This is a genomic window from Hansschlegelia sp. KR7-227 (assembly GCF_049446035.1).
Taxonomy (GTDB): domain Bacteria; phylum Pseudomonadota; class Alphaproteobacteria; order Rhizobiales; family Methylopilaceae; genus Methylopila.
Map to the genome: position 1 here is coordinate 20,579 of NZ_JBMSEA010000004.1, position 15,467 is coordinate 36,045.

A 15,467-nucleotide genomic window follows, 5' to 3' on the forward strand; every position below is an offset into this window, starting at 1 on the left:
TTCAAAGAGCCGATTACGGCCGACCGCGTGTCGAGATGTCTTCGCGCGGAAACTCCTGGGAGGGAGTGCGCAATGTTTCTTCGCCAGTTCAACTATTTGGTCGCGGTCGTGGAGGAAGGTCACTTCGGACGCGCGGCCCAGAAATGCAATGTGACGCAACCGAGCCTCTCCTGCGGAATCAAGCAGCTCGAGCTCGAGATCGGCGTGCCGATCTTCCTGCGCGGCCGCGGTCAGCGGTTCTGCGGCCTGACGCCGGAGGGCGACCGCGTCGCCAAATGGGCGCGCAACGTCATCGCCAATTGCGAGGCGATGCGCGACGAAGTCTCGGCGATGCAGAAGAATCTGCATGGCCGGCTGCGCATGGGCGCGATGCCCTCGATGTCGCCGGTGCTGCCGCTGCTGCTGCAGATGGTGCGCGAGCAGCATCCGAACGTGGCGATGGACGTGCAGTTCATCGGCAACGACGCGATGAAGACGGGATTGAACAATTTCTCGCTCGACGTCGCGCTGACCTATTTCGACCGCGCCGAGCTCGGCCGGCGCAACACCCTGAAGATCTACACCGAAAATCTCAGCCTGCTCGTTCCCGACACCGACGCCTTCAGGGGGCGCACGGAGATCACCTGGAAGGAGGCCGCGGAGCTTCCGCTCGCGATGCTGAGGCCGGGCCTGCACGAGCGGCGTTTCGTGGACCGCGTGTTCGAGGACGTCGGCGCCGTCCCGATCGCGAAGGTCGAATCCGAATCGATCCTGCATTTGATGTTCCAGGTCCAGTTCGCCGATCTCTGCACGATCATCCCCTCGCACTTCACGATCATGCCGGGGCTGCACCGCGGGACTCGCGCGTTGCGGCTGGTGGAGCCGATCGTCAGCCAGGACGTCTGCCTGTTCTGGGCGGAAGGCGAGATCATGACGCCGATGGCGGCGACCCTCGTCGCAGCGGTCAAGAAGATGAACAAGCTCGGCGGCCTCGACGCGCGGCTCAGCGACGTCGCGCGTCCGCTGGCTGCGGAGTCCGCGCCGGCGGAGCCGGAGCAGCGGATTCCGGCCTATCGCACGGTCGCCGCCTCGGCCTGACCTCGGACGCAGGCTTCGGGGGCCGCGAGCGGACATGACGACCGCGCTCAGTGGCGCGTCGGCGTGTCGTCCGTGGCGAGAAAGGCGGCGACCGCCTCGGCCGCTCCGTTCGAAGGGATGTCCGAGGCCTTGAGCACAGCCTGCGGCGTCGTCCGGGCGCCGCCGGCCGGGTCCTCCGCGCGGGCGACGTAGAAGAACGGCTCCGGCGTTTCGGCGTCGCCTGGCGAGAAGCCCAGCGCGCGGCCGCGGGAGGTCAGCTCGACGCGCAGGTCTCGCGGCGAAATCCGCACGGTCGCGCCCTCGTCGCCCTGCGCGGCGTTCCGGATCGCCGACACGGCGTCTTGGAACCAACCGGCGAGCGCCCTGAGCTCGCCCTCGTACTCGCCCGGCGAGAATTCGACGCCGTCGCCGCTCATCAGCGCCGAAGTGTCGTAGGGCAACTCCTTGGAGAAGCGGTCGCGGTCGACGCCGCGATGCAGCAGCTCGATCAGGATCCACGCCTCGACATGCGCCGGCGAGCGCTCCTCCACGTCGATCTCGTGATCGGACGGCTGGCCGCGCTCGGTGAATTGCATGATCAGGTCGTCGATCTGGAGTTCGACCCCGATGTCGTCGGCGAAGCGGTGAGTGGCGATGACGTTGCGGTCGTCGCTCCACCTGAGCGAGAGGTCGCCCGCGGCCGCCGGCGACCCGTAGCTCCGTTCGATCCGCGCCAGCCATTGGGCTGCGCTCAGCAGCTGCTTGCGGGCCTCCGCGAACCGCGCCGGATCGAGGCCTTCGCCCCGGCTCCATTGAAACGGCGTCATCCCGCCCTCCCTGTCGTGGCCGGCTCTCGGGCGCCGGCTTCGGGCCGAAGGGTGAAGCCGCTGGTTGCGGGAGTAAATTAGTTTCGGCCTATCGCGCCATTGCCCTCGGCATCGTCCGCTCCGCGGCCGGCACGGCGCGAAGTGATAATCGCGTCCTATCAAACGATGCAGACAATCGAATGGCCTTGAGGCTCGGATGCCATGGATATTGAGGCGTATCGGCCCACGGCCTCCGACCTCTCGGCGTTCCGGGACCAATCCGGCGTCCGCGCTCCGGCCCGCCGCACAAGAAGCCGACCCAACGATCCAAAGTGGAGCGAAACACATGTCCGAGGCTTATCCGACGACTCCGGTCGTCGACATGAGGAACCGTCCTGCGTTCCTTCACGCGTTCTTCGGCGCCCAGCCGAACACCCCTCAGTTCGAAGTCGTGAAGTGGCTGAACAAGCGCGTCGGTTCGCGCGACGTCGAGCACTTCACCCGCGCGAAGGACCCGAAGGGCGTCGTCGCCGAGATGGACGACGCCGGCATCAGCGTCGCCGTCATGGTCGCGCGCAGCGTGCCGGGGGTCCGCGTGTCGAATGACGACCTCGCGGCCGTCGCGGCGGAGGGCAAGAAGCGGCTGGTCGCGATCGCCTCCGTCGACCCGATCGAGCTCGGCCGCGAGGCGGCGGTCGCCGAAGCGCGGCGGGCCATCAAGACGCTCGGCATGCGCGGCCTCAATCTCGACGCCGGCTTCTACGGCACGCCGATGCGCGCCGACGACTACCGGCTAATGCCGCTCTACGAGGTGTGCGAACAGCTCGGCGTGCCGGCCTTCGTGATGTCAGGACCCACGACGCCCGACCTTCGCCTCAACGACCCTTACGCGGTCGACAACGTCGCGAAGACCTTCCCGAAGCTGCCGATCGTCTGCTGCCACGGCTTCTATCCGAATGTCCGCGAGATCGTGACGGTGGCGTTCCGTAACGAGAACGTCTTCGTCTCGCCGGACATGTACACCTTCTGCCCGGGCGGCGCCGGCTATGTCGAGGCCGCCAACGGCTTCATGGCCGACCAGTTCCTGTTCGGCAGTTCCTACCCGTTCCGGCCGATGAAGCAGGGCGTCGAGGACTTCAAGCTGCTTGGGCTGTCGCGCGAGTCCTACGAGAAGGCGACCTACAAGAACGCCGACCGCCTGTTCGGCGGCCTCGGCCTCGCCGTCAAGGACCGCAAAAAGGCGGCCGCCTGAGAACGTTCACTTCAAAACTTACGCAGTCGTCTGACGGTCGGCGCTCCCTCGCGCCGGCCGCTTTTTTTGCGCCCGCCCGTTCATTAGTCCGATCCTACCCGGCATAAAAAGGGGCCCGGCATGCCGGGCCCCGCTAGTTCGACGTGCTTCGGCTGCGCCGATGCCCTCAGGCCTTACGACGCTCACGCCGCACGACGGTCTCCGGTCCGATCAGATAGGCGACGAAGGCGCACACCAGAACGACGCAGGAGTATTTCATCGCGTCGCTCATGCCGCCGGGCGCCACGCCCGCGATCCAGGCCACGGCCACCGGCACGAAGATCGAGGGCAGGCGTCCGAGCGCGACCGACCAGCCGTATCCGGAGCCACGGATCTCAGCTGGGAACAGCTCCGCGACATAGACCATGCCGATCGCCCACGAGCCGCCGATCCCGGCGAAGGCGATGCAGCCGAACAGGATGAACAGCGGCACGGAGCTTGTGGAGAACATCACCCACAGCGCCGCGGCGAGAGCGACGATCGTCAGCGCGCCCGCCGTCCTGCGGCCGATCCGGTCGGAGAGCATGCCGCCGGCGATCGAGAAGGCGAACATCGCCACGTTGAACAGCCCGAGCGTGACGACCGCGCTGGCGTTGGTCAGCTTGTGCACGGTCACCATCAACTGCACCACGAACACCGTCTCGGCGTAATAGATGCAGGCGAGCGACACGTAGATCAGCGTGCCCAGCAGCAGATGCCGTCGCAGCGTCGCGCTGTGCTTCAGAGCCGCCCAGAAGGACGGCCGCTCCTCCTTGGTCTGGGCGAGCCGGGTCTGCATCGCGACATAGGCCGGGCTCTCCTCGAGCTGCATGCGAACGAACAGGATGACGATCGCCGGCAGCACCGCGAGAAAATACATCGCCCGCCAGCCGAAGGTCTCGAGCACCAGCGCCGAGACGAGCGCGGCGTAGACCACGCCCAGCGCGTAGCCGGCGAACATCAGTCCTGCGCCGAGGCCCCTGCGCTTCGTGTCCCACGCCTCGATGACATAGGGCACGCCGACCGTCAGTTCGCCGCCTCCGCCCACGCCGGTGAAGAAGCGGCCGATCGCGAACTGCGCGGGCGACGTAGCGAAGCCTGTAAGCGCCGTCACGCTGCCATAAGCGAAGATGGAGAAGCCCAGCGTCTTTCTGCGGCCGAAGCGGTCTCCGAGCATTCCGAAGACGCAACTCCCGAGCATGTATCCGGCGATGAAGATCGAGCCGATCACGCCCATCGTCTGCAGGCTGGCGTTGAACTCCAGCGCGATCATCGCCAGCGTCATGCCGTAGATGTTGATGGCGTAGGCGTCGAACAGATAGCCGAGCGTCGCAGCCAAAGTTATGGTGTTGCGAGCCGCCGGGGTGATGACCGGGTCGTCGTCCGGACGTCGTCCGGCCATGATGTCTTGAGATTCGCGCCGCTCCAGTCCGACGGCGCTGATGTTGACCGACATGCGCTAGGTTCCTCCATATATTCTTCTGGAGCGCAGCCGAGCGGCACGAACTGTCAGTGTAATGTCTAACGTGGTTCGCTATGTTGTTGTATTGTTACTGCCGCGATAACCGTGCTGCGCGCGAAACCTTCGCCCGCATGGTCCCGGAGAACCATTCAATTGATTACATACGGCGATAGGCTGACGCTTATAGACGTTGAAATGATCGAGTGATCAAAGGCTTAGGCCCGGCGCCACGGGCGCCGCGCGACTTCAGGCGGCGCGATCCGGACGACGTTCGGTCAGCTGCGCGCGGGATCGGCGGCGGGGAGGGCGGCGGCCGCCGCGGGCGAGACGGCCCGCGCCTCGGCCCGGCCGGGCTCGCGCGCGACCGGCGCCGCCGGCGCGGGGCCGCACTCCTTGAAGATCCGCGCCGTGCACGTCGCGCAGATCTTCGGGTCGAGCCGTTGGTAGATCGTCGCGATCGCGTCGGTCTTCGAATCGAAGATGTGGTCGCGGCCGAGCCGGTCGACGAAGCGGGTCTTCTCCCATACGTCCAGCACAGCCTGGCGGGGACGGTGGAAGTACAGGTCGCCGCCCATCAGCCGGCGCCGCGTCGCTTCGAGCTCCCAGAGTTCGGCGCCGGCGATGTCGATGAAGTTCATGCTCTTCGCCATGATGAGCAGGTGCTTCTGTCCGGGCGAGCGCAGGCGCAACTCGTGCAGCCGGTCGCCGACATACTGCGCCGCGCCGAAATAGGTCGCGCCCTCGATGCGCAGCAGCTTGAGCTGCGGACATTCCACGGGATCGGAGAGGTTGTCGACCGCGGTGAACCGGCCGACCTTGGTCGAGCGGTCGGGCGCGAGGGCGTGGATGTGAGGGCGCGACGTCCGGTAGAGATAGGCGACCAGCGAAAAGCCCGCGCCGACCATAATGGCGACGTGGAACGGCACGAAGAGCATGGCCGTGAACGTCGTCGCGGCGATCGCGAACTCGATGCGGCTGATGCGGGCGATCTCGACGAAGCGGCGGGCGTCGAGCAGGCTCCAGGCCGTGTAGATCAGAAGCGCCGCGATCGCCGCCGTCGGGATCTGCCGCAGCACGGGCGTGGCCACGGCCACCAGCGCGATGAGGAACAGGGCCGAGAGGATCGCCGCCAGCGGCGTGCGCGCGCCGGCCTCGAGATTGGGGACCGAGCGGTTCAGCGAGCCGCAGGACAAATAGGAGGAGAAGAAGCCGCCCGCGATGTTGGACAGGCCCTGGCCGATGAACTCCCGGTTGACGTCGATCCGTTGGCCCGATCGGCCCGCGACGGCCTTGGCGATCGAGACGGACTGGCCGAGCGCGATCACCGCGAGCGCGCAGGCGACCGGCACGAGATTGGGTAGCGCCTCGAGAGGAGGCATGGGGATCGCGAAGGCGGGCAGCGGGGCCGGGATCGCTCCGACCACCGCGACCGGGGGCGCCGCCGGCCACAGCGCCAGCGCTTCCGACACGGCCCAGCCGACGGCGAGCCCGATCAGCATGAACGGCGAACGCCGCGAGATCGCGCGGGCCCCGAGGGTCGCGGCGAGGGTCGCCGCCGCGACCGCCGCGGCCGACGGGTTTATCTCCGCGGCGTGCCGCATGAAGATCGCAGCGACTTCGCCGAACGGCCCGTGCGGGTTCCTGAGGGTGACGCCGAGAAAGGCGGGCAGGGCGTAGCAGGCGATCAGCGTCGCCGCCCCGCTGGTGAAGCCGAGCAGCGCCGACGGCGACAGGAAGTCCGTCAGGCTGCCGAGGCGAAAGGCTCCGACCGAGAGCTGGATGATCCCGACCATGATGGTGACGGCGAGCGCCAGCGCGATGTAGTCGGGGCTGCCCGCGGCGGCGAGCGGCGTGATCGCCGCGAAGATCGCCAGCGAATTGGCGTTGGTCGGGCCGGAGACGACGTGGAGGCTCGAGCCGAAGGTCGCCGCGACGATGGTCGGCACGATGGCGCTGAAGATGCCGTATTGCGGCGGCAGCCCCGCGAGCGTGGCGAAGGCGATGCCCTGCGGCAGGACCAGCAACGCGCCCAGCAGGCCGGCGAGCGCGTCGGCCCGCACGGTCCTCGCGGTCACCGTGCGGGGCCATCCCGACGTCAGTCTCATGCGTTCGAAGGTCATGGCGTCATAGGGTTGCGGCGGTCAGGATCGCGGACGTCTAGACCGAGGGGGCCCGGAACAGAAGCGTCAATTTCGCAGATCTGCGCAACATCCACCAAGATCTGGGCCCGAATCTACGTTTGAAAGAGGCTATCGAGAGATAGACTTCAACTTGCGCCGCGCCCGTCCGGAGGCCTTACGAAGGTCCGGCCGGCTTCGGTCGGCTCACGACGAGGGCGACGCCCGAGACCACGAGCGCGAGAGCCACAAGGACTCGGCCGGTGATCGGCTCGCCGAGTATAGGCGCGGCCGCAAGCACGCCGACGACGGGCACGAGCAGGGATCCGGTGGCCGCGGTGGCCGGCGACAGGCGGCGGATCGCGCCGAACCATGCGAGGTAGCAGAGCGCCATGGGCGCGACGACCATATAGGTCCAGGCGGCCAATCCGACCGCGGTGAGGCCGGCGACGTCCGGACGCTCGAAGAGGAGGCCGGCGGCCACCATCGGCGCGCAGCCGAGCGCGACCTGCCAGGCGGTCGCCGCGACGGGGGGAAGCGCGAGCGCGCGTTTCGAGGTCACGGCGCCGGAGGCGAACAGCACGGCGGCGGCGAGCGCGAAGGCGACGCCGGGCAGCTTGGCGTGATCGATCAGGGAGACGCCGCCCGCAAACAGCGTCGCGACCCCTGCAAGGCACAGGACGAGCGCGATCAGCGCCCGGCCGCTCGGACGTTCCCCAAGGACCGGCCAGGCGAGCAGCGTCGCCCAGACCGGCATGGTGTAGACCAGCAGCGCGCCCTCGCCGGCGGACAGCCAGAGCAGCGCGAGCGCCGAAAAGCCCATGAAGGCGAAGACGTTGGTGAAGGCCGCCCACAGAAGCGGAGCGATCGCGTCGCGCGGCACGGCGAGGCTTTCGCCGCGGACGGCCGCCAGCAGCGCGAGCCCGCAGGCGGCGACCATGCCGGCCGTGCCGCGCGCGAACAGCGGCGGCCAGTCTTCGAGCAGCAGCTTGATGATCGGCCAGTTCAGGCCCCAGCCGATTGTCGCGGCGAGCAGGCAGGCGACGCCGGCGCGCCGGCCGGGCACGGACGTCGCCGCCGTCGTCTTCGGGGACAGGCGAAGAGCCCGCGTCGCCTCAGCGGTGTCCGGCACGATAGGCCGCGATGCGCTCATGCAGTCCCTCGGGGGCGAGCGAGCGCACGAGATCGGCCATGTCGGCGTCGCGCGTGTCGGGCGCGGTCAGGGCCAGCAGACGAGCGGTCGAGGCGGGCGCCATGCCCTTGTGCGCGGCGAGCAGGGTTTCGGCCGTCGACAGCAGGTCGGCGCGCTCGACGAGATGCGTGAGCAGGCCGAGCTTCAGCGCCTCCTCCGCGCCGACCGTCTTGTTCTCGAGCAGGATCGCGCGGGCGGCGTCCGGACCGACGACGCTCGCGAGCCTGCGCGTGCCGAGCGCGACCCCGAAACGGAAGCCGGGGAAGCGGAACTTGGCCTCGGGCGAGCCGAGTCGGTAGGCGCAAGCCGCAGCCAGATCGGCGCCCGCGCCGAACGCGGCCCCCCCGACGAGCGCGACGGTGACGACGGGGGCGTGCCGCACCTCCTGCAGGAGCGCTTCGATGCGCACGAAGCGCAGCAGCAGGTCGCCCCCGCTCTGCTCCTCGACGCCGGTGAAGTCGAAGCCGCCCGAGAAGGCGCGGCCCTCGCCCGTGACGGCGACCGGCTTGCCCTCGGCGACCGCGCCTTGAAGGGCCTGCGTCAGCGCCTCGACGCTCGCCGCGTCGAGGGCGTTCGCCTTGTCGGGACGCGTGAGCGTGAGCGTCCTGAGCGCGCCGTCCGCGGCGGATCCGACCCTCAGAGGGCCTTCGCGTAGCGGCGTTCCGTCCATTCGCTCAGTACCTCGTCATTGTGCTCGCCGAGCCTCGGGGGCTGGCGCGTGATCTCGAATGCGTAGTCGGTGAGGGCGATGGGGAACCCCACCGTCTCGGCGGTCGCCCCGTTCGGCATCGTCATCGGCTGCACCCACCCCGCTTCGCGGACATGGGGGTCCGCCAGAATCTCGGCGAAGTCGTTGATCGGCGCGCAGGGGACGCCCTTGGCGTCGAACTCCACGAGCCATTCCGCCGAAGTGCGGGTCGAGAAGATCGGCTGCAGGATCGCGGCGAGCTCGTCCTGGTTCTTCGCGCGCAGCGACTGGGTCGCGAAGCGCGGATCGTCCGGCAGGTCGGGCCGGCCGACGATCGCGCAGGTGTCGCGCCAGAGCTTGTCGTTGCCGGCCGCGATCGTGAAGGGTTTGTCGGAGCCCTGGAAGCCGGCGTAGGGCGCGTTGCGCGGATGCGCGGAGCCGAGCCTGCGCGGCGCCTTGCCGGTGCCGAAATACTCGCTCGTCTGCAGCGCGGAGATGCCGAGCAGCGAGCCGAGGATCGAGCAGTCGATCTGCGCGCCCTTGCCCGTCGCGCGGGCCCGCATCACGGCGGCGAGGATCACATAGGCGGCGTAGAGCCCGGTCACGAAGTCGCCGACCGGCACGCCGCATTTGACGGGCGGGCCGTCCTCTTCGCCGGTCACGCTCATGAGGCCGCTCATGGCCTGGACGGTGACGTCGAAGGCGCCCTTCAGGGCGTAGGGGCCGGTCTGGCCGTAGCCGGTGATCGAGCAGTAGATCAGACGCGGGTTGCGCGCCTTGAGCTGGTCGTAGCCGAGGCCCGCGCGCTGCATCGCGCCTGGGCGGAAATTCTCGATGAAGATGTCCGCGTTCTCGACCAGCGCATAGAGCTTGGCGAGGTCGGCCTTGTCCTTGATGTCGAGCGCGACCGAGCGCTTGTTGCGGTTGACCGAGGTGAAGTTGCCGCTGAACACGTCCTCGCCGTCCTCGCCGACATGCAGCGGCGGCCAGCCGCGCATGCCGTCGCCGCCGTCGGGGCGCTCCACCTTCACGACGTCCGCGCCGAGATCGGCGAGCAGGCAGCCGGTGAACGGACCGGCGGCGATCTGCGCGAATTCGAGGACCCTGAGGCCCTCGAGCGGCTTCGCCGGCAATGCGTCGTGAACGCTCACGCAACCATCCTTTCGCCTTCGAGCGCGGCGTAGGCGCCGCGGTGGAACAGCAGCGGCTCGCCGCCGTGCACATGCACTTTCTCGACCTCGCCGATGATGATCGTGTGGTCGCCGCCGGGGCAAATCTCCGACAGCTTGCACTCGGCCGCGGCCAGCACGCCGCTGATCAGCGGGCTGCCGCTGTCGCCGATCGAGTGCTCGACCTGCTCGAACTTGTCGGCGCGCTTTGAGGCGAAGACCTTAGAGATTTCCGTCTGGTCGCGCGACAGGAAATGAAGCCCGAAATGGCCGCTCGCGAGCAGGGCACCGAGCGTGTTCGACTTGTGGTCGAGGCAGATCAGGAACAGCGGCGGATCGAGCGACAGCGAGGTGACGGCGTTGATCGTGACGCCGCAAAGCTCGCCCTCGGGGCTCTGGGTGGTCACGACGGCGACGCCCGTCGCGAAATGGCCGGCGAAGGAGCGGAGTTCGGTCGCTGTGATCATAGCGGAAACGCACATGGTGTTGGTCCTCCTGACAGAGGGTGACGCGGATTCGGTCAAGCGGCGGCGGCGAGCGGCGTCTCGACGCGAAGCCCCGCCTCGCGCATCAGCGGCAGCACGCGCTCGCCGAAGAACTTCAGGTCCGGCAGGAAGTCGTAGAAATTGACCTGCACGCCGTCGCAGCCGGCGGCCTTGAGGCGCTTGAAGCCGTCGACCACCTGCTCCGGCGTGCCGACGATGTGGACGTTGCCGCCGATGGTCCACTGCTCCTTGGTCGCGGCCTTCCAGGACGTCTGATCGCCGCCGGTGAAGGTCTGGTAGAAGTTCTGAGCGGCGACCGGGTCCGCGTGCTTCAGGATCGCGTCGTACTGCGCCCAGGCTTCAGCCTCGGTCTCCCGGCAGATGACATGCGGGTTGATCAGCGTGCGGACGTCGCGCCCGATCTCCTGGGCGGCCGCCTTGATCTTCGCGGTGTGCGGCGGCAGCGCCTCGCAGGCCTTGTCGAGATTGGCGCCGGCGGGGCTGGTCACGAAGATCAAGTCGGAGTGCTTGACGGCGTAAGCGAGGCCGGCCCCGGACGACGACGCGTTGACCAGGATGCATTTGCCCCCGGCCGGCTTCGGCGCGATGAAAGCGTCCTTCATCTTCCAGAAGCGGCCGTCGATCGTCAGGTTCTCGTCCTCCGACCAGAGCCGCTCGAGCATGGTGACGAACTCGTCGGCCATGACGTAGCGCTGGTCGTGCTCGATCTGGTCGAGCCCGAACATCTCGAACTCGCTCTTCTTGTAGCCGGTGACCATGTTCAGGCCCCAGCGGCCGCCGCTCATCTCGGAGATGGTGGCGCCGAATTTGGCGAGATGGAGAGGATGCCAGCCGTAGAGGATGTGGACGGTGGAGACGAGCAGGATGCGTTTGGTGATCGCGGCGAGGCCGGCGGTGACCAGCAGAGGGTCGGTCGCCATCTCGCGGAACTTCATCTCTCCGCCGTAGCCGCCCTTGCCCATCCATTGCGCGAGGCCGAAGACGAGGTCGAAGCCGAGCTGCTCCGCCATGACCGTGCAGCGGGCGTTGTAATCGAAGGTCGAGGAGGTCTCGCGCGGGGCCGTCGACGGGCTCCACGCGCCGGACTGGATCGGCAGGAACAGTCCGAGCATCAGCGGGTTGCGCTTGGCGTCCTCCAGCGGGGACAGTTCGGCGTCGGCGCCGCGGGTTCGATCCAGCATCTCGCTCTCCCAAATCTGTGCGCGAAGGCTGTGCCGCCGCGGCGTTTTTCTTTGGGCCCGTCCTGGGCCGCTTCAGCGTGCAACAACGCTATACGTCGATTATTTCGATTGAAAACGAGACTTTTCGATCAGATATCGTCGAGAAAATCGATGAGCTCTCGCCGTCCAGCCGGCTCGAAAGGATGCGGGACGGCCGGCGGGGGCGACCGCCGACCATCCCGCCTGCGGCTTCCGCCCCCCGCTACGGGGAGCGGAAGCCTGCCCCCTACGGTCTCGCTGAGACCGGCGCCGGGACGGGAACCGCGCCGCCGGAGGCGAGAGCCTCCCCGCGCGCCCAGCCTTCGTTGGTCGTGTAGTCTTCCTTCGACCGGTCCCTGAGGAACATCGCCGAGACGAAGCTGATCGCCGCGATGAAGGCGAGATAGGCCGCGATCGCGGACGACGTTCCATAGGTGTGCAGCAGATAGGCCGCGATCATCGGGGCCGGGCCCCCCGAGGTGATCGACGCCAGCTGATAGCCGATCGACGAACCCGAGTAGCGCACGCTCGGCGGGAAGCTTTCCGCGATGAAGGCGGCCTGCGGAGCGTATTGCATGTCGTGGATCGGCAGAGAGATCAGCACCGCGAACACGATCAGCATCGGGATCTTGGTGTCGAGCATCCAGAAGTAGGGGAAGGCGAACGCCATCATCGTGAAGGCGCCGATCAGATACATGCGCTTGCGGCCGATGCGGTCCGACAGGTAGCCGAAGAACGGCGTCGTGAAGAGCGACAAAGCCGCCGCCGCCAGCACGCAGTTGAACAGGAACGGCTTTTCGAGCCCGAGATTCTTCGTGCCGTAGGACAGGAGGAAGGTGGTGAACAGCACGAAGGGCGCCTGCTGGCCTGTGCGGATCAGGCAGGTCAGCAGGATCTGCCGCCAGTAGCCGCGGATGGCGTCGACGACCGGAGCCTTGGCGACCTCGTTCTTCTCCTGCATCTCCTTGAACACCGGCGTCTCCAGCACGCCGAGCCGGATGTAAAGCCCGACGCCGATGAGCAGAGCGCTGATCAGGAACGGGATGCGCCAGCCGATCGTCTCGAACCATTCCGGAGACCCGGCCCAGGACGTGAAGGTGATCGCGGCGACCGCGAGCAGCATGCCGAGCGGCGAGCCGAACTGGGGCCAGCTCGCGGCGAGCCCGCGCCTCTTGTCGAACTTCGACCATTCCGTCGCGACGGCGATCGCGCCGCCCCACTCGCCGCCGACGCCGATGCCCTGAAGCATGCGCAGGACGGTGAGCGCCACCGCGCCCCAGACGCCGATCTGCTCGTAGGTCGGCACCAGACCGATGCAGACCGTGCTGATGCCCATCAGCAGCAGGGTCGCGACCAGCGTGCCCTTGCGGCCGATCCGGTCGCCGAAATGTCCGAAGATGACAGCGCCCACAGGACGCGCCACGAAGCCGAGGAAGAAGGTCGAGAAGGCGAGCAGGGTCGCCGAATAGGGGTCCTGCGAAGGAAAATAGAGCTTTCCGAAGACCAGCGCCGCCGCCAGGCCGTAGAGGTAGAAATCATACCATTCGATCATCGTGCCGATGGTCGACGCGATCACCGCGCGGCGGGCGTGACGCCCGATCTCGGCGTCGCTCAAGGCAGCCGTTCCCGACTGAGCAGCCATCATGTCCTCCCTTCGTCCCTTGCGGGACTGTCGTTTCCAAATCCCCGACGCCTCTCCGCCTGTCGGATGACGGACCGTCGCTCTGTACGACGGTGCCGCGATCACGGCGCTCTTTCGCCACGCCCCGAGAGGGGGCGGCGCGAGCGCTCTCCGATGGTCTGCGGAAAGGCTGCAGTGCTTTTCTTGTGGCCGGATCATGGATGCGTCCGGCTGGCCGAAAGCCTATGCGGCGATAATATCCGCGGAAACCGATTGTTTTCGATCGAGCGTCTTCGATAAAATCGATCAAAGGGCCCGCATGCGATGAATTTCCGGCAATTGCAGACCTTCCTCGAGATCGTGAGGCTGGGCAGCTTCGCGGCTGCGGCGGCCAAGCTGAACGCGACGCAATCCACGGTGTCGGCCCGGATCCAGGAGCTGGAGCAGGACCTGCGCGCCGCCCTGTTCGACCGCAGCCAGCGCAAGGCGACCTTGACCGCGAAGGGCCGGGAGCTCGTGTCCTACGCCGAGCGCGCGCTCGCGCTGGACGCGGAGATCCGGCAGCAGATCGGTCCGCGCGAAGGGCTGTCGGGCGTCGTCCGCGTCGGCGTCGCCGAGTTGGTCGCGATGACCTGGCTGCCTCTGCTTGCGAAAGCGCTGCACGAGCGCTGCCCGAAGATCACGCTCGAGCTTGACATCGCGCTGACGGCCCCGCTCAGAAGCCGGCTCCAGAGCGGCGATCTCGACATCGCCCTCATTCCGGGCGCGTCGTTCGATCCCGGCTACGTCGTGCGGCCGCTCGGCTCCGTCCAGTTCGAGTGGATGGCCGGCGGCGAATTCGTCGCCCCGCCCCGTCCGCTGTCGGCGGCCGACTTCGCCGATCTCAGGATCCTCTCGCTCGGCGAGAACTCCTATCATTTCGACACGGTGTCGAGCTGGCTCGCGCGGAGCGGATCGACCCAGAGGCCCGATCTCTGCAACAGCATGACGGTGCTCGCGACGCTCACGGCGGCGAGCGTCGGGATCAGCCTTCTGCCGCCCTCCTGCTACGCAAGGGAGCTCGCCGACGGAACGCTGAAACTCCTCGACGCCCGGCCGAGCCCGCCCGTCATTCCGTTCGCCGCGGTCTACAAGAATCGCAGGCTTGCCGGGCTCCAGGAGGCGATCGCCGAGACCGCGGTGGAAGTGAGCACCTTCATCGACGCGCCTGCCCCGCCAGAGAAAAACAATCGTAAGAAGTGAACAATATGAGATAAACAATCAATTTGAACGAACGTTTGCTCACCGCCATCTCTGACTGCGGAGGTGGATCATGTCGCTGGCTGCAAACGAATTGGAAGGGCGCGCCGCGCCGGTCCTCGCGTCCCGCGGGGGCGGCGGGAGGCTCAGGCGGGCGGTCGGAGATCTCTGGCCGGGCCTTGGCCTGGCGGGCGCCGTCGCCGCCGCGGCCTACGCCCTGCGCGGGATCCCGGGCGTCTCGGCGCTCAGTCCGATGGCGCTCGCGATCCTTGTCGGGCTGTTCGTGCGCAACGCCTTCGGCGTGGCGGCGCCCGCCGCGCCCGGCGTGGCCTTCGCGCTCCGCCGCGTCCTGCGGTTTGCGATCATCCTGCTCGGCTTCCAGCTGACGCTGTCGCAGGCGGCGGAGATCGGCGCCGCCGGCGTCGCCGTGATCGCGCTCACGCTGGTCGCGACCTTTCTCTTCACGACCTGGATCGGGCGCCTGATGGGCGTCGACGCCAAGCTCACGCAGCTGATCGCGGCCGGGACGTCGATCTGCGGCGCGTCCGCCGTCATCGCGACCAACACGGTGACGCGCGGCAGCGACGAGGACGTCGCCTACGCGATCGCCTGCGTCACGTTGTTCGGCTCGGCGGCCATGGTGCTGTATCCTGTCCTGCCCGGCGCCCTCGGGCTCGACGCGCAGGCCTACGGGCTGTGGACCGGCGCCTCGATCCACGAAATCGCGCAGGTCGTCGCGGCGTCCTTCGCGCAGGGCCATGAGGCGGGAGAGTTCGGCACGGTCGCGAAGCTGTCGCGGATCATCCTGCTCGCGCCGGTCGTGGTCTCGCTCGGGCTGATGGCCCGCGGACGGAGCGGCGGGGAGGGCGGCAAGGCGCCCATGCCGTGGTTCGTGCTCGGCTTCGTCGCGATCATTCTCTTCAACAGCGCGGTCGACATCGGGCCCGAGGCGCGTGCGGCGGTCGCCGGGCTGACCGCCTTCCTGCTGTCGGTCGCGCTCGCCGCGATGGGACTGAGCGCGGACGTCCGGAAGCTGACGGCCAAAGGCGTGCGCCCCCTGCTCCTCGGGCTCGCGTCCTTCCTCTTCATCGCGTCGTTCAGCCTGATCCTCGTGAAGCTGACGAGCTGACGGCCCGCAGTCG

The 15,467-nt window shown here is 67.9% G+C and carries 13 protein-coding genes; 4 read left to right on the plus strand and 9 right to left on the minus strand.

The features are described from left to right. Positions 1–72 precede the first annotated feature (72 nt). On the plus strand, positions 73–1,077 hold the full coding sequence (locus tag ACO2RJ_RS19565) for a LysR family transcriptional regulator (protein ID WP_423269855.1): 1,005 nt from the start codon (positions 73–75) through the stop codon (positions 1,075–1,077). A gap of 47 nt (positions 1,078–1,124) precedes the next feature. Here the strand turns inward: ACO2RJ_RS19565 and ACO2RJ_RS19570 are convergent, their stop codons facing one another. Continuing rightward, entirely contained in the window at positions 1,125–1,883 is a 759-nt protein-coding gene (locus tag ACO2RJ_RS19570) for a hypothetical protein (RefSeq protein ID WP_423269856.1), read from the minus strand. Positions 1,884–2,208: 325 nt separating this feature from the next. On the opposite strand from ACO2RJ_RS19570, the gene ACO2RJ_RS19575 reads away from it, so the two are divergent. Further along, a complete protein-coding gene (locus ACO2RJ_RS19575) occupies positions 2,209–3,114 on the plus strand; it encodes an amidohydrolase family protein (protein ID WP_423269857.1) in 906 nt (301 codons plus the stop codon). 166 nt (positions 3,115–3,280) lie between these two features. Here the strand turns inward: ACO2RJ_RS19575 and ACO2RJ_RS19580 are convergent, their stop codons facing one another. From ACO2RJ_RS19580 to ACO2RJ_RS19615, 8 genes are all read right to left on the minus strand, one after another. After that, positions 3,281–4,588, minus strand: a complete 1,308-nt coding sequence (locus tag ACO2RJ_RS19580) for an MFS transporter (protein ID WP_423269858.1) — start codon at positions 4,586–4,588, stop codon at positions 3,281–3,283. 281 nt (positions 4,589–4,869) lie between these two features. Beyond that, on the minus strand, positions 4,870–6,669 hold the full coding sequence (locus ACO2RJ_RS19585; protein ID WP_423269859.1) for a SulP family inorganic anion transporter: 1,800 nt from the start codon (positions 6,667–6,669) through the stop codon (positions 4,870–4,872). A gap of 220 nt (positions 6,670–6,889) precedes the next feature. Then, a complete protein-coding gene (locus ACO2RJ_RS19590) occupies positions 6,890–7,843 on the minus strand; it encodes a DMT family transporter (protein WP_423269860.1) in 954 nt (317 codons plus the stop codon). Further along, positions 7,827–8,573 carry an enoyl-CoA hydratase/isomerase family protein gene (locus ACO2RJ_RS19595; RefSeq protein WP_423269861.1) on the minus strand — a complete coding sequence of 249 codons (747 nt, stop codon included), beginning with the start codon at positions 8,571–8,573 and terminating at the stop codon, positions 7,827–7,829. The genes ACO2RJ_RS19590 and ACO2RJ_RS19595 overlap by 17 nt, the downstream gene beginning before the upstream one ends. Then, a complete protein-coding gene (locus ACO2RJ_RS19600; protein ID WP_423269862.1) occupies positions 8,540–9,742 on the minus strand; it encodes a CaiB/BaiF CoA transferase family protein in 1,203 nt (400 codons plus the stop codon). Before ACO2RJ_RS19600 ends, ACO2RJ_RS19595 begins: the two co-directional genes overlap by 34 nt. Then, the gene (locus tag ACO2RJ_RS19605; protein ID WP_423269863.1) at positions 9,739–10,242 is read right to left on the minus strand and encodes a flavin reductase family protein; all 504 of its coding nucleotides are present in this window, start codon (positions 10,240–10,242) and stop codon (positions 9,739–9,741) included. The genes ACO2RJ_RS19600 and ACO2RJ_RS19605 overlap by 4 nt, the downstream gene beginning before the upstream one ends. 38 nt (positions 10,243–10,280) lie before the next feature. Continuing rightward, positions 10,281–11,447, minus strand: coding sequence for an LLM class flavin-dependent oxidoreductase (locus ACO2RJ_RS19610; protein WP_423269864.1), 1,167 nt, complete (start codon positions 11,445–11,447; stop codon positions 10,281–10,283). A gap of 265 nt (positions 11,448–11,712) precedes the next feature. Further along, positions 11,713–13,080: an MFS transporter gene (locus ACO2RJ_RS19615; RefSeq protein WP_423269865.1), complete on the minus strand. Its 1,368-nt coding sequence runs from the start codon at positions 13,078–13,080 to the stop codon at positions 11,713–11,715. A 330-nt stretch (positions 13,081–13,410) separates the two neighbouring features. On the opposite strand from ACO2RJ_RS19615, the gene ACO2RJ_RS19620 reads away from it, so the two are divergent. After that, positions 13,411–14,328: a LysR family transcriptional regulator gene (locus ACO2RJ_RS19620; protein WP_423269866.1), complete on the plus strand. Its 918-nt coding sequence runs from the start codon at positions 13,411–13,413 to the stop codon at positions 14,326–14,328. Between the two features lie 70 nt (positions 14,329–14,398). Further along, the gene (locus ACO2RJ_RS19625; RefSeq protein WP_423269867.1) at positions 14,399–15,454 is read left to right on the plus strand and encodes a YeiH family protein; all 1,056 of its coding nucleotides are present in this window, start codon (positions 14,399–14,401) and stop codon (positions 15,452–15,454) included. The last annotated feature ends 13 nt before the right edge of the window (positions 15,455–15,467 follow it).

Excerpts from the sequence above, each read along its gene's own strand:
- ACO2RJ_RS19565 (WP_423269855.1), top strand. The coding sequence starts at position 73 with ATGTTTCTTCGCCAGTTCAACTATTTGGTCGCGGTCGTGGAGGAAGGT.
- ACO2RJ_RS19570 (WP_423269856.1), bottom strand. The coding sequence starts at position 1,883 with ATGACGCCGTTTCAATGGAGCCGGGGCGAAGGCCTCGATCCGGCGCGG.
- ACO2RJ_RS19575 (WP_423269857.1), top strand. The coding sequence starts at position 2,209 with ATGTCCGAGGCTTATCCGACGACTCCGGTCGTCGACATGAGGAACCGT.
- ACO2RJ_RS19580 (WP_423269858.1), bottom strand. The coding sequence starts at position 4,588 with ATGTCGGTCAACATCAGCGCCGTCGGACTGGAGCGGCGCGAATCTCAA.
- ACO2RJ_RS19595 (WP_423269861.1), bottom strand. The coding sequence starts at position 8,573 with ATGGACGGAACGCCGCTACGCGAAGGCCCTCTGAGGGTCGGATCCGCC.
- ACO2RJ_RS19605 (WP_423269863.1), bottom strand. The coding sequence starts at position 10,242 with ATGTGCGTTTCCGCTATGATCACAGCGACCGAACTCCGCTCCTTCGCC.
- ACO2RJ_RS19610 (WP_423269864.1), bottom strand. The coding sequence starts at position 11,447 with ATGCTGGATCGAACCCGCGGCGCCGACGCCGAACTGTCCCCGCTGGAG.
- ACO2RJ_RS19620 (WP_423269866.1), top strand. The coding sequence starts at position 13,411 with ATGAATTTCCGGCAATTGCAGACCTTCCTCGAGATCGTGAGGCTGGGC.
- ACO2RJ_RS19625 (WP_423269867.1), top strand. The coding sequence starts at position 14,399 with ATGTCGCTGGCTGCAAACGAATTGGAAGGGCGCGCCGCGCCGGTCCTC.